The sequence below is a fragment of the Bacteroides finegoldii DSM 17565 genome, from assembly GCF_000156195.1.
Lineage (GTDB): Bacteria > Bacteroidota > Bacteroidia > Bacteroidales > Bacteroidaceae > Bacteroides > Bacteroides finegoldii.
The window spans coordinates 72,750-93,325 of sequence record NZ_GG688327.1 but is presented as its reverse complement, the minus strand read 5'-3'; the positions used below and the strand labels follow the sequence as shown (position 1 = coordinate 93,325).

Here is a 20,576-nt window from a genome sequence, read left to right as displayed (position 1 = left end):
AAAGGAGGTAAGTATGGATATTAGAATTCAATCAATTCACTTTGATGCGTCAGAGCAATTGCAGGCATTTATTCAGAAAAAAGTGTCTAAGTTGGAAAAATATTACGAAGATATAAAGAAAGTAGAGGTGTCATTAAAGGTAATTAAGCCGGAAGTTGCTGCAAATAAAGAAGCAGGTATTAAAATACTTGTCCCTAACGGGGAATTTTATGCTAGCAAAGTGTGTGATACGTTTGAAGAAGCGATTGATTTGGATGTGGAAGCACTCGAAAAACAACTGGTTAAGTACAAGGAAAAACAGCGTAGCAAATAAAAAAATCCCAAATATTTTGCGGGAAAGAAATAAATAACTAAATTTGCAGCCGTTTCGCTCGCGTTAGAACGTGACGGTTGCATTTTTTAGCTAGAACGCCTCTTTAGCTCAGTTGGCCAGAGCACGTGATTTGTAATCTCGGGGTCGTTGGTTCGAATCCGACAAGAGGCTCAAAGAAGTGGAAAGTTGAGAATGGGAAATTGAGAGTTCTATGCGAAATTTGGAACTTCAATTGAAAATAATAAGGAGAACTGAGGCGGGAAGAATTCCTCAACTCTACATTCTCCACTTGTTTAAGGGCAAATACCAGAGTGGCCAAATGGGGCAGACTGTAAATCTGCTGGCTTACGCCTTCGGTGGTTCGAATCCATCTTTGCCCACGATCAGAGTGACAACTTTGGCAAGAATGCGGAAGTAGCTCAGTTGATAGAGCATTAGCCTTCCAAGCTGAGGGTCGCGGGTTTGAGCCCCGTCTTCCGCTCTTTTTTCTTGCTGTTATAGCTCAGTGGTAGAGCACTTCCTTGGTAAGGAAGAGGTCCCGGGTTCAAATCCCGGTAACAGCTCATAAAGATGTAAATGCTGATTATTAATCAAATAAATAACAAGTAAAGCTATGGCTAAAGAGAAATTTGAACGTACCAAACCGCACGTAAACATTGGTACAATCGGTCACGTAGACCACGGTAAGACAACGTTGACAGCTGCTATCACTACAGTGTTGGCAAAGAAAGGTCTTTCTGAGTTGCGTTCTTTTGATTCTATCGACAACGCTCCTGAAGAAAAGGAAAGAGGTATTACTATCAATACTTCACACGTTGAGTACGAAACAGCTAACCGTCACTACGCACACGTTGACTGTCCGGGACACGCCGACTATGTAAAGAACATGGTTACTGGTGCTGCTCAGATGGACGGTGCTATCATCGTTTGTGCTGCAACTGATGGTCCGATGCCTCAGACTCGCGAACATATCTTGTTGGCTCGTCAGGTAAACGTACCTCGTCTGGTTGTATTCTTGAACAAGTGCGATATGGTTGATGATGAAGAAATGTTGGAACTCGTTGAAATGGAAATGAGAGAACTTCTTTCTTTCTATGATTTCGATGGTGACAATACTCCTATCATCCGTGGTTCTGCTCTTGGCGCATTGAATGGTGTTGAAAAGTGGGAAGATAAAGTGATGGAATTGATGGAAGCTGTTGATACTTGGATTCCATTGCCTCCGCGTGATGTTGATAAACCATTCTTGATGCCGGTTGAAGACGTGTTCTCTATCACAGGTCGTGGTACTGTAGCAACAGGTCGTATCGAAGCAGGTGTTATCCACGTAGGTGACGAAATCGAAATCCTTGGTTTGGGTGAAGATAAGAAATCAGTTGTAACTGGTGTTGAAATGTTCCGTAAACTGTTGGATCAGGGTGAAGCTGGTGATAACGTAGGTTTGTTGCTTCGTGGTATCGACAAGAACGAAATCAAACGTGGTATGGTTCTTTGTAAACCGGGTCAGATTAAACCGCATTCTAAATTCAAAGCTGAGGTTTATATCTTGAAGAAAGAAGAAGGTGGTCGTCACACTCCGTTCCACAACAAATACCGTCCTCAGTTCTACTTGCGTACTATGGACTGTACAGGTGAAATCACTTTGCCGGAAGGAACTGAAATGGTAATGCCGGGTGATAACGTAACTATTACAGTTGAGTTGATCTACCCTGTAGCATTGAATCCGGGTCTTCGTTTCGCTATCCGTGAAGGTGGACGTACGGTAGGTGCTGGTCAGATTACAGAAATTCTTGACTAATACACAATAATTAATCAGTTCCCGGTTCTTTATCGGGAACTGATTATGTACACACGGGAGTAGCTCAGTTGGTAGAGCACCGGTCTCCAAAACCGGGTGTCGGGAGTTCGAGCCTCTCCTCCCGTGCTAATATTATTGAAATGAAAAAGGTAATAGCTTATATTAAAGAATCTTACGACGAACTTGTTCATAAAGTTTCGTGGCCTACGTATTCTGAACTTGCTAACAGTGCAGTAGTTGTTTTATATGCTTCCCTGCTTATTGCATTGGTAGTATGGGGTATGGATGTCTGTTTCCAGAACTTCATGGAAAAAATTGTTTATCCACATTAAAAATTAGGAATTGAAAATGGCTGAGATTGAGAAGAAATGGTACGTTCTGCGTGCTATTAGCGGAAAAGAAGCTAAGGTTAAGGAATACCTTGAAGCTGACATTAAAAACAGCGACCTTGGTGAATATGTATCTCAGGTATTGATTCCTACTGAAAAAGTTTACCAGGTTCGCAATGGTAAAAAAATTGTGAAGGAAAGAAGTTATCTTCCTGGTTACGTTTTGGTGGAGGCTGCTTTGGTTGGTGAGGTTTCTCATCACTTGCGCAATACTCCGAATGTGATAGGCTTTTTAGGCGGCTCCGAGAAACCGGTGCCTCTCAGACAATCAGAAGTGAATCGTATACTTGGTACAGTGGACGAATTGCAGGAAACGGGTGAAGAACTCAATATTCCGTACGTGGTTGGTGAAACTGTTAAAGTTACTTTTGGTCCTTTCAGCGGATTCAGTGGTATCATTGAAGAGGTGAATAGCGAAAAAAAGAAACTAAAGGTCATGGTAAAGATATTCGGGCGCAAAACACCGCTTGAATTGGGCTTTATGCAAGTGGAAAAGGAATAACGCGGAATTGTTACGCTGTTGTTGTTCTTCGTTTAATGTTTATATATAAATCAATAAAAAAATGGCTAAAGAAGTTGCTGGACTAATCAAATTACAGATTAAAGGAGGCGCTGCAAATCCATCACCTCCCGTTGGACCTGCTTTGGGTTCTAAGGGTATCAATATCATGGAATTTTGCAAGCAATTCAATGCCAGAACCCAAGACAAGGCAGGTAAGATTTTACCTGTTATCATTACTTACTACGCAGATAAGTCTTTCGATTTTGTAATCAAGACTCCTCCCGTTGCCATTCAGTTGCTTGAAATGGCTAAGGTAAAGAGTGGTTCTGCTGAGCCTAACCGTAAGAAAGTTGCCGAGCTTACTTGGGAACAGGTTCGTACGATTGCTCAGGACAAAATGGTTGACTTGAACTGTTTTACTGTGGAAGCTGCCATGAGAATGGTTGCAGGTACAGCTAGAAGTATGGGTATCGCTGTAAAAGGGGAGTTCCCGGTTAATAACTAATAAACTTCAATTGTAATGGGTAAACTGACAAAAAATCAAAAGTTAGCTGCAGAAAAGATTGAAGCAGGGAAAGCATACTCACTGAAAGAGGCTGCATCTTTGGTAAAGGAAATCACTTTTTCCAAATTTGATGCTTCATTGGATATTGATGTACGTTTAGGTGTCGATCCACGTAAAGCTAACCAGATGGTGAGAGGTGTTGTTTCACTTCCTCATGGTACTGGTAAACAAGTACGTGTGTTGGTACTTTGTACACCAGATGCTGAAGCTGCTGCAAAAGAAGCTGGTGCTGACTATGTTGGTCTTGACGAATATATTGAAAAGATCAAAGGTGGATGGACTGATATTGATGTGATTATCACTATGCCATCTATCATGGGTAAAATTGGTGCACTCGGTCGTGTACTTGGTCCTCGTGGATTGATGCCGAACCCGAAGAGTGGTACTGTAACTATGGATGTTGCTAAAGCTGTAAAAGAAGTAAAACAAGGTAAGATTGACTTTAAAGTTGATAAGAGCGGTATTGTTCATACTTCTATCGGTAAGGTATCATTCAGTCCTGATCAGATTCGCGACAATGCGAAGGAGTTCATCTCTACACTGAACAAGCTGAAACCGACCGCAGCAAAGGGTACATATATTAAGAGTATTTATCTTTCTAGTACAATGAGTGCGGGTATCAAAATCGACCCGAAATCAGTGGATGAAATCTAATAAAACAGAGAAATAATGAGAAAGGAAGATAAAAGTACGATTATAGAGCAAATTGCTGCTACAGTAAAGGAATATGGTCACTTCTATTTGGTAGACGTTACAGCGATGGACGCTACTGCTACAAGCGCACTGAGAAGAGATTGTTTTAAATCAGGCATCAAATTGATGGTGGTTAAAAACACCTTGCTTCACAAAGCACTTGAAAGCCTGGAAGAAGACTTTTCACCTCTTTACGATTCTTTGAAGGGTACTACTGCTGTTATGTTTTGCAACACTGCAAACGTTCCTGCAAAACTTATCAAGGATAAAGCGAAAGACGGTATTCCCGGACTGAAAGCTGCATATGCAGAAGAAAGCTTCTACATTGGTGCAGATCAATTGGATGCTCTCGTTGCAATCAAGAGTAAGAATGAAGTTATCGCCGATATCGTTGCATTGTTGCAATCTCCGGCCAAGAATGTTATTTCTGCTCTTCAATCAGGTGGTAACACCCTTCACGGAGTTCTCAAGACTCTTGGTGAGAGACCCGAATAATTTTCAAAAACAACAAAGTATTTAAACAATTAAAATCATACAAAAAATGGCAGATTTGAAAGCTTTTGCAGAACAATTAGTTAACTTGACAGTAAAAGAAGTTAATGAACTTGCAACTATCCTTAAAGAAGAATACGGTATTGAACCTGCTGCTGCAGCTGTAGCTGTTGCTGCTGGTCCTGCAGCTGGTGCTGCTGCCGCAGAAGAAAAAACTTCTTTCGACGTAGTATTGAAGAGCGCTGGTGCAGCTAAACTTCAAGTAGTTAAGGCCGTTAAGGAAGCTTGTGGTCTTGGTTTGAAAGAAGCTAAAGACTTGGTAGACGGTGCTCCTAGCACAGTTAAAGAAGGTTTGGCTAAAGACGAAGCAGAATCATTGAAGAAAACATTGGAAGAAGCTGGAGCTGAAGTTGAACTTAAATAACATTGGCCTGGTAATCAGGTAATTCGGTTAGGAATCCTTCGCAAGAGGATTCTTAACCTTTTTGTGTATATATTTCAAATTAAGTTCTCCAAATTCATTAATAGATGTCTTCAAATACTGTAAATCAAAGAGTTAATTTTGCTTCGACTAAGAATCCGCTCGAATATCCGGATTTCCTGGAAGTACAATTGAAGTCATTCCAAGACTTTCTACAATTAGATACCCCGCCCGAAAAACGTAAGAATGAGGGATTGTATAAAGTATTTGCTGAAAACTTCCCTATTGCCGATACTAGAAACAATTTTGTTCTTGAGTTTCTGGATTATTATATTGATCCGCCGCGTTATACCATCGATGATTGTATAGAGCGTGGGCTCACTTATAGTGTTCCTTTGAAAGCGAAACTTAAGCTTTACTGTACCGATCCCGATCACGAGGATTTTGATACAGTGATTCAGGACGTATTCCTCGGCCCTATTCCTTATATGACTGATAAGGCTACTTTCGTTATCAACGGCGCCGAACGAGTAGTTGTATCGCAGCTTCACCGTTCTCCGGGTGTGTTCTTCGGTCAGAGTGTACATGCCAATGGTACGAAACTTTATTCGGCTCGTATTATTCCGTTTAAGGGTTCGTGGATCGAGTTTGCTACTGACATCAATAATGTGATGTACGCATACATCGACCGTAAGAAGAAATTGCCGGTAACTACTTTGTTACGTGCGATTGGCTTCGAGAATGACAAAGATATCCTTGAGATTTTCAACCTTGCGGAGGACGTGAAGGTTAACAAGACAAATCTGAAGAAAGTGTTGGGCCGTAAATTGGCTGCACGTGTCTTGAAAACATGGATTGAAGATTTCGTTGATGAAGATACCGGTGAAGTGGTTTCTATCGAACGTAACGAAGTTATTATCGACCGTGAAACCGTACTGGAAGAAGAGCATATTGATGAAATTCTTGAATCGGGAGTTCAGAACATTCTGTTGCATAAGGATGAGCCGAACCAGTCCGATTATTCTATCATATATAATACATTGCAGAAGGACCCGAGTAACTCGGAAAAAGAGGCTGTGTTGTATATCTACCGTCAGTTGCGTAATGCCGATCCGGCTGATGATGCAAGTGCACGTGAAGTTATCAACAACCTGTTCTTCTCGGAAAAACGATATGACCTTGGTGATGTAGGTCGTTACAGAATCAATAAGAAATTGAATCTGACGACTGATATGGAGGTGCGTGTCCTCACTAAGGAAGATATTATTGAAATCATTAAGTATCTGATTGAGTTGATTAACTCAAAGGCAGATGTAGATGATATTGATCACTTGAGTAACCGTCGTGTGCGTACAGTAGGCGAACAGCTTTCCAATCAGTTTGCTGTTGGTTTGGCTCGTATGTCCCGTACGATTCGTGAGCGTATGAACGTTCGTGATAATGAGGTGTTTACTCCGATTGATTTGATTAATGCGAAGACTATTTCTTCTGTAATCAATTCATTCTTCGGAACGAATGCACTGTCTCAGTTTATGGACCAGACAAACCCATTGGCTGAAATTACGCATAAACGCCGTATGTCTGCGTTAGGTCCCGGTGGTCTTTCCCGTGAACGTGCCGGATTTGAGGTTCGTGACGTTCACTACACACATTATGGTCGTCTTTGTCCGATTGAGACTCCTGAAGGTCCGAACATCGGTTTGATTTCTTCATTGTGTGTATTCGCTAAGATTAATGATCTTGGATTTATTGAAACTCCTTACCGTAAGGTAGAAAATGGAAAAGTGGATCTTTCTGAAAACGGTTTGGTTTATCTGACGGCCGAAGAAGAAGAAGAAAAGATTATTGCACAGGGTAATGCTCCGTTGAATGACGACGGTACATTTGTGCGTAATAAAGTTAAATCTCGTCAGGATGCTGACTTCCCGGTTGTTGAACCGTCTGAAGTTAACCTGATGGATGTATCTCCTCAGCAGATTGCCTCTATTGCCGCTTCATTGATTCCGTTCTTGGAACATGATGATGCTAACCGTGCATTGATGGGATCTAACATGATGCGCCAGGCAGTTCCTTTGTTGAGAAGTGAAGCGCCGATTGTAGGTACAGGTATCGAACGTCAGTTGGTAAGAGACTCCCGTACGCAGATTACTGCAGAAGGAGATGGTGTTGTTGACTACGTGGATGCTACTACTATTCGTATTTTGTATGACCGTACGGAAGACGAAGAGTTCGTAAGTTTCGAACCTGCCTTGAAGGAATATAGAATACCTAAGTTCCGTAAGACTAACCAGAACATGACGATTGACTTGCGTCCGATCTGCGACAAGGGCCAACGGGTGAAAAAGGGTGATATCCTGACCGAAGGTTATTCTACAGAAAAGGGTGAGCTGGCATTGGGTAAGAACCTGTTGGTGGCTTATATGCCTTGGAAGGGATATAACTATGAGGATGCTATTGTATTGAACGAGCGCGTTGTACGTGAAGACCTGTTGACTTCAGTTCACGTAGAAGAATATTCTCTCGAAGTTCGTGAAACGAAACGTGGTATGGAAGAATTGACTTCTGATATCCCGAACGTCAGTGAAGAGGCAACTAAGGACTTGGACGAAAACGGTATCGTAAGAATCGGTGCCCGTATCGAGCCGGGTGATATCATGATCGGTAAGATTACTCCGAAAGGTGAATCTGATCCTTCTCCCGAAGAAAAACTGCTTCGTGCGATCTTTGGTGATAAGGCCGGTGATGTGAAGGACGCTTCTTTGAAGGCATCTCCTTCTCTGAAAGGCGTTGTTATCGATAAGAAATTGTTCTCACGTGTGATCAAGAACCGTAGCTCTAAGTTGGCAGATAAGGCACTGTTGCCTAAGATTGATGATGAGTTTGAATCTAAGGTTGCAGACTTGAAACGCATTCTGGTTAAGAAACTGATGACTTTGACAGAAGGCAAGGTTTCTCAGGGCGTGAAAGACTACTTGGGGGCGGAAGTGATTGCTAAGGGAGCGAAGTTCAGTGCATCTGATTTTGATTCACTTGACTTTACTTCTATCCAGTTGAGTAACTGGACCAGTGATGAGCATGCTAACGGTATGATTCGCGACTTGGTGATGAATTTCATCAAGAAATATAAAGAACTGGATGCGGAACTGAAGCGTAAGAAGTTTGCTATTACCATTGGTGATGAGCTTCCTGCTGGTATTATCCAGATGGCAAAAGTATATATTGCTAAGAAGCGTAAGATCGGTGTGGGTGATAAGATGGCAGGTCGCCATGGTAACAAGGGTATTGTATCCCGTGTTGTTCGTCAGGAAGATATGCCGTTCTTGGCAGATGGTACTCCGGTCGACATTGTATTGAATCCGTTGGGTGTGCCTTCTCGTATGAATATCGGTCAGATTTTTGAAGCTGTACTTGGACGTGCCGGAAAAACATTGGGCGTTAAATTTGCTACTCCTATCTTCGATGGTGCTACAATGGAGGATCTGAACGAATGGACAGACAAGGCAGGACTGCCGCGTTACTGTAAAACGTATCTTTGTGACGGTGGTACAGGTGAGCAATTTGACCAGCCGGCAACTGTAGGTGTAACTTATATGTTGAAGTTGGGCCACATGGTTGAAGACAAGATGCATGCTCGTTCTATCGGTCCGTACTCATTGATTACTCAGCAACCTCTTGGTGGTAAAGCGCAGTTCGGTGGTCAGCGTTTCGGAGAAATGGAGGTTTGGGCACTCGAAGGTTTTGGTGCTGCTCATATCCTGCAGGAAATCCTTACTATCAAGTCTGATGACGTGGTAGGACGTTCGAAAGCTTATGAAGCAATTGTGAAAGGTGAACCGATGCCGCAACCTGGTATTCCGGAATCCTTGAACGTATTGTTGCACGAGTTGAGAGGATTAGGTTTGAGTATCAACTTGGAATAATTAATAAATTGGGAATTGAAAATTGAGAACTGAAAATGGAGAGTTTTTAGTTTTCAGTTTTCATTCTTCGGTTTCTTAATTTTTAATTTTTAATTTTCCATTTTCAATTAAATATAGAGTATGGCTTTTAGAAAAGAAAATAAGACGAAAAGTAATTTCTCGAAGATCTCAATTGGTCTGGCTTCTCCGGAAGAAATCCTTGAGAATTCGAGTGGTGAAGTTTTGAAGCCTGAAACCATTAATTACCGTACGTACAAACCCGAACGTGATGGCTTGTTTTGCGAGCGCATTTTCGGTCCTATCAAGGATTATGAATGTCATTGCGGTAAATACAAGCGTATCCGTTATAAAGGTATCGTCTGCGACCGTTGTGGTGTGGAAGTTACTGAGAAGAAAGTACGCCGTGAACGTATGGGACATATCCAGTTGGTTGTGCCGGTGGCTCATATCTGGTATTTCCGTTCGCTCCCTAATAAAATCGGTTATCTGCTCGGATTGCCGACAAAGAAACTGGATTCGATTATATACTACGAACGTTACGTTGTTATTCAGCCGGGTGTAAAAGCTGAAGACGGTGTAGCTGAATATGATTTGCTTTCTGAAGAAGAATATCTGGATATTCTGGATACACTTCCAAAAGACAATCAATATCTTGAAGATACTGATCCGAACAAGTTTGTTGCAAAGATGGGTGCTGAAGCTATCTATGATTTGCTGGCCCGTCTGGATTTGGATGCTTTGTCTTACGAATTGCGTCACCGTGCCGGTAACGATGCTTCACAGCAACGTAAGAATGAAGCTTTGAAACGTCTTCAGGTAGTAGAATCGTTCCGTGCATCACGTGGACGTAACAAACCGGAATGGATGATTGTACGTATCGTACCAGTTATCCCGCCCGAACTTCGTCCGTTGGTTCCGTTGGATGGTGGCCGTTTTGCTACCTCTGACTTGAATGACCTTTATCGTCGTGTGATTATCCGTAATAACCGTCTGAAACGACTGATCGAAATCAAGGCTCCGGAAGTGATCTTGCGTAATGAAAAACGTATGCTTCAGGAATCTGTAGATTCTTTGTTCGACAACTCACGTAAGTCAAGTGCTGTGAAGACAGATGCCAATCGCCCGTTGAAGTCATTGTCTGACAGTTTGAAAGGTAAACAAGGACGTTTCCGTCAGAACTTGCTGGGTAAGCGTGTTGACTACTCTGCCCGTTCGGTAATTGTTGTTGGTCCGGAATTGAAGATGGGTGAATGCGGTATTCCTAAATTGATGGCTGCCGAATTGTACAAGCCGTTTATTATCCGTAAACTTATCGAGCGCGGTATCGTTAAGACTGTGAAGTCTGCCAAGAAGATCGTTGACCGCAAGGAACCGGTGATTTGGGATATTCTGGAACATGTAATGAAAGGACATCCGGTACTGTTGAACCGTGCTCCGACATTGCACCGTCTGGGTATTCAGGCTTTCCAGCCTAAGATGATCGAAGGTAAAGCTATCCAGTTGCACCCGTTGGCATGTACGGCATTCAACGCTGACTTTGACGGTGACCAGATGGCTGTTCACTTGCCTTTGAGTAATGAAGCAATTCTGGAAGCACAAATGTTGATGCTTCAATCACATAATATATTGAACCCGGCAAACGGTGCGCCTATTACTGTGCCTGCACAGGATATGGTTCTTGGTTTGTACTATATTACTAAGTTGCGTGCCGGTGCGAAAGGTGAAGGTTTGACATTCTACGGACCGGAAGAGGCGTTGATCGCTTACAATGAAGGTAAGGTAGATATCCATGCTCCGGTAAAAGTTATCGTGAAAGACGTTGATGAAAATGGTAACATTGTAGACGTAATGCGCGAAACTTCAGTAGGACGTGTGATTGTTAATGAAATCGTTCCGCCTGAAGCCGGTTATATCAATACAATCATCTCTAAGAAATCTCTTCGTGATATTATTAGTGATGTAATCAAGGTATGTGGTGTGGCTAAGGCTGCCGACTTCCTGGATGGAATCAAGAACTTAGGTTATCAGATGGCGTTCAAGGGTGGTTTGTCATTCAACTTGGGTGATATTATCATTCCGGAGGAAAAAGAGACCTTGGTGCAGAAAGGTTACGACGAAGTAGAACAAGTCGTAAACAACTATAATATGGGTTTCATTACCAATAACGAACGTTACAATCAGGTGATCGATATTTGGACACATGTAAACTCTGAGTTGTCTAATATCCTGATGAAGACAATTTCTTCGGATGATCAGGGATTCAACTCTGTATATATGATGCTTGACTCAGGTGCCCGTGGTTCTAAAGAGCAGATTCGTCAGTTGTCAGGTATGCGTGGTTTGATGGCAAAACCGCAGAAAGCAGGTGCAGAAGGTGGTCAGATCATTGAGAACCCGATCTTGTCGAACTTTAAAGAAGGACTTTCGGTGTTGGAGTACTTTATCTCTACCCACGGTGCTCGTAAAGGTTTGGCGGATACCGCTTTGAAAACTGCCGATGCCGGTTATCTGACTCGTCGTCTGGTAGACGTATCACACGATGTGATTATTACAGAAGAAGACTGCGGTACACTTCGTGGATTGGTTTGTACAGACCTTAAGAATAACGATGAAGTTATTGCTACTCTGTACGAACGTATCTTGGGACGTGTTTCCGTACATGATATTATTCATCCTACAACAGGAGAACTGCTTGTTGCCGGTGGTGAGGAAATTACAGAAGAGATTGCCAAGAAGATTCAGGATTCTCCGATCGAAAGTGTTGAAATCCGCTCGGTACTGACTTGTGAGGCTAAGAAGGGTGTTTGTGCTAAATGTTACGGACGTAACTTGGCTACGAGCCGCATGGTTCAGAAGGGTGAGGCTGTCGGTGTAATCGCAGCTCAGTCTATCGGTGAGCCGGGTACACAGTTGACATTGCGTACATTCCACGCCGGTGGTACTGCTGCCAATATCGCTGCTAATGCAAGTATCATTGCTAAAAACAATGCACGTCTTGAATTTGAAGAGTTGCGTACGGTAGATATTGTAGATGAGATGGGTGAATCTGCAAAAGTGGTAGTAGGTCGTTTGGCTGAAGTTCGTTTTGTAGATGTAAATACCGGTATTGTTCTTTCTACTCATAACGTTCCTTACGGTTCAACGCTGTATGTAGGCGATGGTGAATTGGTAGAAAAAGGCAAGATGATTGCTAAGTGGGACCCGTTCAACGCTGTAATCATTACTGAAGCAACCGGTAAGATCGAATTTGAGGGCGTGATAGAAAACGTTACTTATAAGGTTGAATCGGATGAAGCTACAGGTCTTCGTGAAATTATTATTATTGAATCCAAAGATAAGACAAAAGTACCTTCGGCTCATATCTTGACAGAAGACGGTGATCTGATTCGTACTTATAACTTGCCGGTAGGTGGTCACGTGATCATCGAAAATGGTCAGAAAGTGAAGGCCGGTGAGGTTATCGTGAAGATTCCGCGTGCCGTAGGTAAGGCGGGTGATATCACGGGTGGTCTTCCTCGTGTTACTGAATTGTTTGAAGCTCGTAACCCGTCCAATCCTGCTGTCGTTTCTGAAATCGACGGTGAGGTGACAATGGGTAAGATCAAGCGTGGTAACCGTGAGATTATCGTAACTTCTAAGACTGGTGAGGTTAAGAAATACTTAGTAGCATTGTCTAAGCAGATCCTTGTACAGGAAAATGACTATGTACGTGCAGGTACTCCGTTGTCTGACGGTGCTATTACTCCGGCGGATATCTTGGCTATTAAAGGTCCTACGGCTGTACAGGAATATATCGTGAATGAAGTTCAGGATGTATACCGTCTGCAAGGTGTGAAGATCAATGATAAGCATTTTGAGATTATCGTGCGTCAGATGATGCGTAAGGTACAGATTGACGAACCGGGTGATACTCGTTTCTTGGAACAACAGGTTGTAGATAAACTTGAGTTTATGGAAGAAAACGATCGTATCTGGGGTAAGAAAGTCGTGGTTGATGCAGGTGATTCTCAGAATATGCAAGCCGGTCAGATTGTGACTGCCCGTAAGTTGCGTGATGAGAATAGTATGCTGAAACGTCGTGACTTGAAACCTGTTGAGGTTCGTGATGCGGTAGCCGCAACTTCTACTCAGATTCTTCAAGGTATTACACGTGCTGCTTTGCAGACTTCAAGCTTTATGTCGGCTGCTTCCTTCCAGGAAACAACGAAGGTATTGAATGAGGCTGCTATTAACGGCAAGGTTGATAAACTGGAGGGTATGAAAGAGAACGTTATTTGCGGTCACTTGATTCCGGCAGGTACCGGCCAGCGTGAATTTGAAAAACTTATTGTTGGTTCAAAAGAAGAGTATGACCGTATCTTGGCTAACAAGAAAACGGTACTCGACTACAATGAAGTAGAATAATACAATTCAATTGACTAGATAAAGGAGGAGCGATTGCCTGATGAGGTAGTTGCTCCTTTTTTTTGATCTTGAAGGTAATTGGTTGTGGAGGGAAACGTATCAGATAGTCTGATTGTACATAGAGTTTTTTTCATTACTTTTGTACAAAGTATATAGGTATTTGATTAATCCTTGAATAATAATGCGACAATCATGAAAAAGTTCTGTTTCTTGTTTATCAATTCTTTATTTCTAGTCTCTGGTATTTTGGCGAGCGAAACAGATTATACCAAAGGGCAATATATTCGGTTTCACTACGCCATTGGAAAGTCAGAATATGTCTTGGAACTTCAACCCGATGGCAGGCCCTTGGTTGACTACTCATATCTGGGAATATTATGACTATACAAGGGATTTGAATTTTTTGAAAGAGACAGGATATGAACTGATCAAGAGTAGTGCGGATTTTGAGGTTGATATGATATGGGAGAATAATCAGTTGAAAGAGCCACGGTACGTTCCGGTGCGGGAGGAAATTGTGTGATAAAGTATGGGAATAAAATGTTGTCCTTTAAAAACATAAAAGGGCAAAGTTATCAGCTAAAATATGATGTGGCTAAAGGATTGATGAAAGAAAAATGAGAGTATAGTCTTTTCTGAGTGTACGGAAAATGAAATCCCGGCGAAACTTTGATCGTTTCGTCGGGATTACTGTATTGAGATATTGTTTATTAGCTCTTATTTGCACGTTTGCGTTCTATCTCGTCTAGAATTACTTTACGCATACGCATTGCTTTCGGAGTAACTTCTACATATTCATCCTCCTTGATATATTCCAATGCTTCTTCAAGAGAGAATTGAACTGGAGGAATCAAACGTGCCTTTTCATCGGAACCGGAAGCACGCATATTCGTCAACTTCTTCGATTTGGTAACGTTGATAACCAGGTCATTGTCGTGAGAATGTTCGCCTACCACTTGTCCGGCATACACTTCGTCTTGCGGGAATATGAAGAACTTGCCGCGATCCTGCAATTTGTCAATTGCATAAGCAAAAGCTGTTCCGCTTTCCATAGCGATCATGGAACCGTTGGTACGGCGTTCTATCTCTCCTTTGAATGGCTGATATTCTTTGAAACGGTGAGCCATAATCGCTTCACCGGCAGAAGCAGTCAATACATTCGTTCGTAAGCCGATGATACCGCGTGAGGGCATGTCAAACTCAAGATTGATACGTTCGCCGGTATTTTCCATCTTGACCATCTCACCCTTACGGCGTGTCACCATATCAATGATCTTGCTTGAATACTCTTCCGGTACGTTGATAGTCAATTCTTCAATCGGTTCACATTTGACGCCGTCAATCTCTTTGAAAATAACTTGCGGCTGCCCCACTTGGAGTTCGTATCCCTCGCGGCGCATCGTCTCGATCAGTACGGAAAGGTGAAGTACACCACGTCCGGAAACGATCCATTTACCATCTTCCTCACTTTTCTTTACGCGAAGAGCCAAGTTTTTATCTAGTTCTTTCATCAAGCGGTCGTGGATATGACGTGAAGTCACAAACTTACCGTCTTTGCCGAAGAACGGAGAATCGTTAATGGTGAACAACATACTCATGGTCGGTTCATCAATAGCGATTGGCGGCAAAGCTTCCGGATTTTCGAAGTCGCAAACAGTATCTCCGATCTCAAATCCGTCGATACCTACCAATGCGCAAATATCTCCCGATGAGACTTCTGTCGTTTTCACACGGCCCAGACCTTCGAAAACATGAAGCTCCTTAATTTTAGTCTTGAACATATCGCCATTGCGTTTTACAAGCGTTACGTTCATACCTTCTTTTAAAGTACCGCGATGTACACGGCCTACGGCAATACGGCCGGTATAGGAAGAATAATCCAAAGAAGTAATCAACATCTGCGGAGTACCTTCCAACTGTTGTGGAGCCGGAATGTTTTCAACGATACAATCCAGCAGAGGGGTGATTGTATCGGTTGGCTTTTGCCAGTCGGTACTCATCCAGTTGTTTTTGGCAGAACCGTAGATAACGGGGAAATCCAACTGGTCTTCCGTCGCATTAAGACTGAACATCAAGTCGAATACCATTTCGTAAACCTCTTCCGGACGACAATTAGGCTTATCCACCTTATTGACTACGACAATGGGTTTCAAACCTATTTCCAATGCTTTTTGCAGTACGAAACGGGTTTGAGGCATGGGACCTTCAAAGGCGTCTACCAACAGAATACAGCCATCGGCCATATTCAACACACGTTCTACTTCACCACCGAAGTCACTATGTCCCGGAGTATCAATAATATTAATTTTGGTACCGTTGTAGTTGATGGAAACGTTTTTAGAAAGAATCGTTATACCACGTTCACGTTCCAGATCGTTGTTGTCCAGTATAAGTTCACCACTATTTTGGTTGTTGCGGAACAAGTTTCCCGCCAATAGCATCTTGTCAACCAGCGTTGTTTTCCCATGGTCTACATGGGCAATGATTGCAATGTTTCGAATATTTTGCATATAATACCTATTATTTGGCTGCAAAGGTACGAAAATAGGATTAGAAATATGTGCAATGATAGCAATTTTTTCTTGTAAAACGTTGTGGGATATAAAGATAATACCTATCTTTGCACGCTCAAAAGAATAATTTACTATATTAAAATTCTAAAAGTTATGTATTTAGACGCTGCTAAAAAGCAAGAAATCTTCGGAAAGTACGGAAAGTCTAACACTGATACTGGCTCATCTGAGGCGCAGATAGCTTTGTTTTCCTACCGTATTTCTCATCTGACTGAGCACATGAAGCTCAACAGAAAAGATTATAGTACAGAGAGAGCTTTGACAATGTTGGTAGGTAAACGTCGTCGTTTGCTTGACTACCTGAAAGCAAAAGATATCGAAAGATATCGTGCAATTGTTAAAGAACTCGGTTTGCGTAAGTAATTTACTTGTGCGAAAAGATTGAAAAGCCGTTCCTTGTTAGAGGGAACGGCTTTTTATTTCTTCTTTTGGGCTGATGAGCATATTTTCTCACTTATAATTGTGTCCATCTAAAGAATTTGCTATTTTTGCAGTTTAATTATTATAAATTATCACCTTTGATATCTAAAATGCTTTCAATATGGATACAAGTAAAATTGTCGGCGAAAAAATTAAAGCTCTGCGAGAAGATAAAACAATAACCATAGAAGAACTGGCGCAACGTTCCGGTCTGGCCATTGAACAGATTGAACGTATCGAGAATAATATCGATATTCCTTCTCTTGCACCGCTAATTAAGATTGCGCGCGTGCTGGGAGTGCGTTTGGGTACTTTCCTTGACGACCAAGATGAAGTAGGTCCGGTGGTATGCCGTAAGAAAGAAGCGAAAGATGCGATTAGTTTCTCTAATAATGCGATTCATTCCCGCAAGCACATGGAATATCATTCTTTGTCGAAGTCGAAAGCGGATCGCCACATGGAGCCGTTTATTATCGACGTAATGCCGACTGAGGATACCGACTTTGTGCTGTCTTCTCATGAGGGAGAGGAGTTTATTATGGTGATGGAAGGTATCATGGAAATCAGTTATGGTAAAAATACCTATCTGCTGGAAGAGGGAGATAGCATTTATTACGATTCCATTGTTCCTCATCATGTGCATGCCTACGAGGGGCAGGCCGCTAAGATTCTGGCAGTGATTTACACTCCAATTTAGCGAAATACGGTTAATCATTAATTACTAATCAATTAATCACTAACTACATGCAATTATTTGATCGTACTTTGGGCCAGTGGCTGGAACACTGGGCTGAAGAGACCCCTGATAAGGAATATATCGTATATTCCGACCGCAATCTCCGTTTCACTTGGAGCCAGTTCAATCACCGTGTGGATGATATGGCGAAAGGACTTATTTCTATCGGTGTGGAACGGGGAACCCATGTCGGCATTTGGGCGGCTAATGTTCCGGATTGGCTGACGTTGCTTTATGCTTGTGCCAAAATCGGTGCGGTATATGTTACGGTAAATACGAACTATAAGCAATCCGAGTTGGAATATCTTTGCCAGAACTCGGATATGCATACCCTTTGTATTGTAAATGGCGAGAAGGATAGCGACTTCGTACAGATGACTTATACCATGCTTCCGGAATTGAAGACTTGCGAACGTGATCATTTGAAGAGCGAGCGTTTTCCGTATATGAAGAATGTAATATATGTCGGTCAGGAGAAACATCGCGGAATGTATAATACGGCAGAGATTCTTTTGTTGGGAGAGAATGTGGAAGATGACCGTTTGAATGAGCTCAAAAGCAAGGTTGACTGCCACGATGTGGTCAATATGCAATATACGTCAGGTACTACCGGATTCCCGAAAGGAGTGATGTTGACACATTATAATATTACCAATAACGGATTCCTGACCGGTGAACACATGAAGTTTACGGCAGATGACAAGCTTTGTTGTTGCGTACCGTTATTCCATTGTTTCGGAGTTGTGCTGGCTACTATGAATTGTCTGACTCATGGTTGTACACAAGTAATGGTGGAGCGTTTCGACCCGTTGGTGGTGTTGGCTTCTATCCACAAGGAACGTTGTACGGCTCTTTATGGAGTACCTACTATGTTTATTGCCGAACTACATCACCCGATGTTTGACCTCTTTGATATGTCCTGTCTTCGTACCGGTATTATGGCGGGTTCGTTGTGTCCTGTCGAATTGATGAAGCAGGTAGAAGAAAAAATGTATATGAAGGTGACCAGTGTATATGGATTGACGGAAGCGGCTCCCGGTATGACGGCTACCCGTATAGATGATTCATTTGATGTGCGCTGTAATACGGTAGGGCGTGATTTTGAGTTTACGGAAGTGAAGGTGATTGATCCGGAGACAGGTGAGGAATGTCCAGTTGGTGTACAGGGTGAGATGTGTAATCGTGGATATAACACCATGAAGGGATATTATAAGAATCCGGAAGCTACGGCGGAAGTTATTGATGAGAATAATTTCCTTCATTCGGGCGACTTGGGCATTAAGGATGAAGATGGGAATTATCGGATTACCGGGCGTATCAAGGATATGATTATTCGTGGTGGAGAGAACATTTATCCACGTGAAATCGAAGAGTTTCTTTATAAACTTGATGGAGTGAAAGATGTGCAGGTAGCCGGTGTTCCGTCAAAGAAATACGGAGAGGCCGTCGGTGCATTTATCATTCTGAAAGAAGGTGTGACAATGCAGGAAGAAGATGTGCGTGACTTCTGCAGAAATAAAATCTCTCGTTATAAAATCCCCAAATATATCTTCTTTGTGGATGAATTTCCGATGACGGGCAGTGGCAAGATTCAGAAATTCAGACTGAAAGATCTTGGTTTGAAACTTTGCAAGGAGAAGGGGATAGAGATTATTTAAATGAAGAATGAATAATTTTACTTTTCTTAGGTATAAAAAGAGACTGTCTTCTAATAGGCAAAAAGAAGACAGTCTTACTTTAATTATATGCTTAGAGCTCATTTATAACTTCTGAATTTCTTCCGGTAATAATCCTGTCGCTTTTTGGATTGTCTCTGTGTCCAATCCCATTGATTTCAGATTTCGGGCTATTTCTATACACCCTTCCATTTTTCCTTCCATGCGTCCTTCTAATTTTACTCCATCCACACGTCATTTTGTATCATGATGGCACTCAGGTGTTCGTCATAAGCATAGCGTTCTGCAGGAGACATATTATAATAAATCAGTTTTTTACGAGCTTCTGTCAAACCGGGAGCCTGGGTGTCAGAACGGATACAGCCGGTTTTTAGGTACTCAATCCATTCCTCTAAAGGAGTGACTGCTACTTTATTGAACTCGTTTACGCGGATTAGGAAGTACTCTGGGAAAATCCCTGCAGGAAGTTTATGGACGAGAGCGTCCTTTTCTTTTGTTGTTACTTCAAGCGATCTCCGGTGTGTACTCCAGTGAAGCTATTCTGTCCATGATATAAATAATCATTTCCTTTTCCGATGTCGAAGTACAGAATGCTAATGGAATAAATCTTTTTCACTTCGTAGTAGCGTTCGCCAAGAGAAATGTGTTCTGTGATTGCTTTGGCGACACCGTAAAGGATACGTTCCAAGTAATACAACTCACGCGTATTTTGAATCTCTACTATGATGATTTCGCCTTTGCTGTTTTTGGCTTTGATATCCACGGATTGAACTTGTCATCTACGCTTTGCTGATTACTTTCGCTTTCCAGCAGTTCTATGATTTTCACTTCTTCACCCAAAAGGACCGTTAAGAATCCCTCGAGTACGTCGAAATTCGCTTTTTGACGGAGAAGGCATTTTACGGCTCAGTCAAACCGTATATATCTGTCCTGCTGCTCCATATCCTATCTTTTTTGATTATTGCAAAGTTACGATTTTTTTCAGACTTTATTACTTTTCCACTCAAAAACAAAATCCTTATTGCTGTTATCCTATACTGCATCTGTTTACAGGTTTGGATGGCTTATTATAATGACTGTTGGCTATTGAATTAAGCTTCACCTTTCCTTCATAACGCTTTATTCATTGGTGTTAGCGGGTGAAGGACAGGTCCTTCACTTGTCTTTCAGAGATTATTGTTGTAAATTGCTGTTTTTTCTTTTGAGATTATTAAAGGTATTTTGTTTGTTTTTGGCAGTCAGCTTTCGTTTTTCTTGGTCAATCCCAATCTTTTTATTCTTTGTGTTTTACTTATCACATATATGATAATTGTATGTCATATATGTGATAAGTATTTATCATTATTGAGATAAGTTGTTATCATAGATATGATCAGGGCAGACGCATTATATTTTTTACTATATTCTCCTTTGCTCTTCCTTTGTTATATTATTGTTTATTAGTATATTACTATTTGTTTATGTCGATTGTTTTTCTTATCTTTATAAGATATATTAAAACATAAACTAACATGAAAATTGGCATAATTGACCTTTGTAAACCAATAGAAGATCCTAGGATGAACCGTAAAAAAGTACATAAAATGGAAACCATTATCTATATATCCATTGCTGCTGTAATCTGTGGCGCCCAATCCTGGAATGAGATTGAGGAATTTGGCAATGCGAAAATTT

At 41.8% G+C, this 20,576-nt stretch carries 15 protein-coding genes, 5 tRNA genes and 2 pseudogenes; 20 read left to right on the top strand and 2 right to left on the bottom strand.

Translation table 11 applies throughout. From position 1 onward, the window contains the following. Window positions 1-13: 13 nt before the first annotated feature. The 16 genes and pseudogenes from hpf to BACFIN_RS23360 form a co-directional block, all read left to right on the top strand. A complete protein-coding gene (hpf, locus tag BACFIN_RS06180; protein ID WP_007755667.1) occupies window positions 14-313 on the top strand; it encodes a ribosome hibernation-promoting factor, HPF/YfiA family in 300 nt (99 codons plus the stop codon). A gap of 97 nt (window positions 314-410) precedes the next feature. After that, window positions 411-484: transfer RNA gene (locus BACFIN_RS06185), tRNA-Thr, on the top strand. Between the two features lie 126 nt (window positions 485-610). After that, a tRNA-Tyr gene (locus BACFIN_RS06190) sits at window positions 611-693 on the top strand. Window positions 694-721: 28 nt separating this feature from the next. After that, a tRNA-Gly gene (locus BACFIN_RS06195) sits at window positions 722-794 on the top strand. Window positions 795-804: 10 nt separating this feature from the next. Next, a tRNA-Thr gene (locus BACFIN_RS06200) sits at window positions 805-876 on the top strand. A 50-nt stretch (window positions 877-926) separates the two neighbouring features. Then, on the top strand, window positions 927-2,111 hold the full coding sequence (tuf, locus tag BACFIN_RS06205) for an elongation factor Tu (protein ID WP_007755664.1): 1,185 nt from the start codon (window positions 927-929) through the stop codon (window positions 2,109-2,111). 53 nt (window positions 2,112-2,164) lie between these two features. Then, a tRNA-Trp gene (locus BACFIN_RS06210) sits at window positions 2,165-2,237 on the top strand. Between the two features lie 14 nt (window positions 2,238-2,251). Continuing rightward, entirely contained in the window at window positions 2,252-2,443 is a 192-nt protein-coding gene (secE, locus tag BACFIN_RS06215; protein WP_004296363.1) for a preprotein translocase subunit SecE, read from the top strand. Between the two features lie 16 nt (window positions 2,444-2,459). After that, window positions 2,460-3,002: a transcription termination/antitermination protein NusG gene (nusG, locus tag BACFIN_RS06220; protein WP_007755661.1), complete on the top strand. Its 543-nt coding sequence runs from the start codon at window positions 2,460-2,462 to the stop codon at window positions 3,000-3,002. A gap of 61 nt (window positions 3,003-3,063) precedes the next feature. Next, window positions 3,064-3,507: a 50S ribosomal protein L11 gene (gene rplK, locus BACFIN_RS06225; protein WP_007755660.1), complete on the top strand. Its 444-nt coding sequence runs from the start codon at window positions 3,064-3,066 to the stop codon at window positions 3,505-3,507. A gap of 15 nt (window positions 3,508-3,522) precedes the next feature. Beyond that, window positions 3,523-4,221 (top strand): 50S ribosomal protein L1, encoded by a 699-nt coding sequence (gene rplA, locus BACFIN_RS06230; protein WP_007755659.1) that lies wholly within the window; start codon window positions 3,523-3,525, stop codon window positions 4,219-4,221. Between the two features lie 15 nt (window positions 4,222-4,236). Next, entirely contained in the window at window positions 4,237-4,755 is a 519-nt protein-coding gene (gene rplJ / locus BACFIN_RS06235; protein ID WP_007755658.1) for a 50S ribosomal protein L10, read from the top strand. A gap of 46 nt (window positions 4,756-4,801) precedes the next feature. Then, entirely contained in the window at window positions 4,802-5,176 is a 375-nt protein-coding gene (rplL, locus tag BACFIN_RS06240) for a 50S ribosomal protein L7/L12 (protein ID WP_004296358.1), read from the top strand. A gap of 104 nt (window positions 5,177-5,280) precedes the next feature. Next, window positions 5,281-9,093 carry a DNA-directed RNA polymerase subunit beta gene (gene rpoB, locus BACFIN_RS06245; protein ID WP_007755656.1) on the top strand — a complete coding sequence of 1,271 codons (3,813 nt, stop codon included), beginning with the start codon at window positions 5,281-5,283 and terminating at the stop codon, window positions 9,091-9,093. Between the two features lie 120 nt (window positions 9,094-9,213). Continuing rightward, the gene (rpoC, locus tag BACFIN_RS06250; RefSeq protein WP_007755654.1) at window positions 9,214-13,497 is read left to right on the top strand and encodes a DNA-directed RNA polymerase subunit beta'; all 4,284 of its coding nucleotides are present in this window, start codon (window positions 9,214-9,216) and stop codon (window positions 13,495-13,497) included. 274 nt (window positions 13,498-13,771) lie between these two features. Continuing rightward, window positions 13,772-13,963 (top strand): annotated as a pseudogene (locus tag BACFIN_RS23360) (glycosyl hydrolase family 95 catalytic domain-containing protein); the annotation flags it as partial. Between the two features lie 244 nt (window positions 13,964-14,207). Here BACFIN_RS23360 and typA read toward each other — a convergent pair. Continuing rightward, window positions 14,208-16,007, bottom strand: coding sequence for a translational GTPase TypA (gene typA, locus BACFIN_RS06260; protein WP_007755649.1), 1,800 nt, complete (start codon window positions 16,005-16,007; stop codon window positions 14,208-14,210). 156 nt (window positions 16,008-16,163) lie between these two features. Between typA and rpsO the strand changes: the two genes are divergently transcribed. The 3 genes from rpsO to BACFIN_RS06270 all read left to right on the top strand — a co-directional run bounded on the left by rpsO (window position 16,164) and on the right by BACFIN_RS06270 (window position 18,884). Further along, window positions 16,164-16,433, top strand: coding sequence for a 30S ribosomal protein S15 (rpsO, locus tag BACFIN_RS0220060; protein ID WP_007763600.1), 270 nt, complete (start codon window positions 16,164-16,166; stop codon window positions 16,431-16,433). Between the two features lie 178 nt (window positions 16,434-16,611). Next, window positions 16,612-17,187, top strand: a complete 576-nt coding sequence (locus BACFIN_RS06265) for a helix-turn-helix domain-containing protein (RefSeq protein ID WP_007755644.1) — start codon at window positions 16,612-16,614, stop codon at window positions 17,185-17,187. 47 nt (window positions 17,188-17,234) lie between these two features. Further along, complete coding sequence (locus BACFIN_RS06270; RefSeq protein ID WP_007755643.1) at window positions 17,235-18,884, top strand: AMP-binding protein; 1,650 nt, start codon at window positions 17,235-17,237, stop codon at window positions 18,882-18,884. 102 nt (window positions 18,885-18,986) lie between these two features. Here BACFIN_RS06270 and BACFIN_RS20895 read toward each other — a convergent pair. After that, window positions 18,987-19,844 (bottom strand): annotated as a pseudogene (locus tag BACFIN_RS20895) (PD-(D/E)XK nuclease family transposase). 569 nt (window positions 19,845-20,413) lie between these two features. Between BACFIN_RS20895 and BACFIN_RS21880 the strand changes: the two are divergent. Further along, on the top strand, window positions 20,414-20,576 hold a 163-nt coding region (locus BACFIN_RS21880), incomplete at its 3' end, for an ISAs1 family transposase (RefSeq protein ID WP_007755638.1).

Coding starts and splice junctions, on each gene's coding strand:
- hpf (WP_007755667.1), top strand. CDS start 14: ATGGATATTAGAATTCAATCAATTCACTTTGATGCGTCAGAGCAATTG.
- tuf (WP_007755664.1), top strand. CDS start 927: ATGGCTAAAGAGAAATTTGAACGTACCAAACCGCACGTAAACATTGGT.
- secE (WP_004296363.1), top strand. CDS start 2,252: ATGAAAAAGGTAATAGCTTATATTAAAGAATCTTACGACGAACTTGTT.
- nusG (WP_007755661.1), top strand. CDS start 2,460: ATGGCTGAGATTGAGAAGAAATGGTACGTTCTGCGTGCTATTAGCGGA.
- rplK (WP_007755660.1), top strand. CDS start 3,064: ATGGCTAAAGAAGTTGCTGGACTAATCAAATTACAGATTAAAGGAGGC.
- rplA (WP_007755659.1), top strand. CDS start 3,523: ATGGGTAAACTGACAAAAAATCAAAAGTTAGCTGCAGAAAAGATTGAA.
- rplJ (WP_007755658.1), top strand. CDS start 4,237: ATGAGAAAGGAAGATAAAAGTACGATTATAGAGCAAATTGCTGCTACA.
- rplL (WP_004296358.1), top strand. CDS start 4,802: ATGGCAGATTTGAAAGCTTTTGCAGAACAATTAGTTAACTTGACAGTA.
- rpoB (WP_007755656.1), top strand. CDS start 5,281: ATGTCTTCAAATACTGTAAATCAAAGAGTTAATTTTGCTTCGACTAAG.
- rpoC (WP_007755654.1), top strand. CDS start 9,214: ATGGCTTTTAGAAAAGAAAATAAGACGAAAAGTAATTTCTCGAAGATC.
- typA (WP_007755649.1), bottom strand. CDS start 16,007: ATGCAAAATATTCGAAACATTGCAATCATTGCCCATGTAGACCATGGG.
- rpsO (WP_007763600.1), top strand. CDS start 16,164: ATGTATTTAGACGCTGCTAAAAAGCAAGAAATCTTCGGAAAGTACGGA.
- BACFIN_RS06265 (WP_007755644.1), top strand. CDS start 16,612: ATGGATACAAGTAAAATTGTCGGCGAAAAAATTAAAGCTCTGCGAGAA.
- BACFIN_RS06270 (WP_007755643.1), top strand. CDS start 17,235: ATGCAATTATTTGATCGTACTTTGGGCCAGTGGCTGGAACACTGGGCT.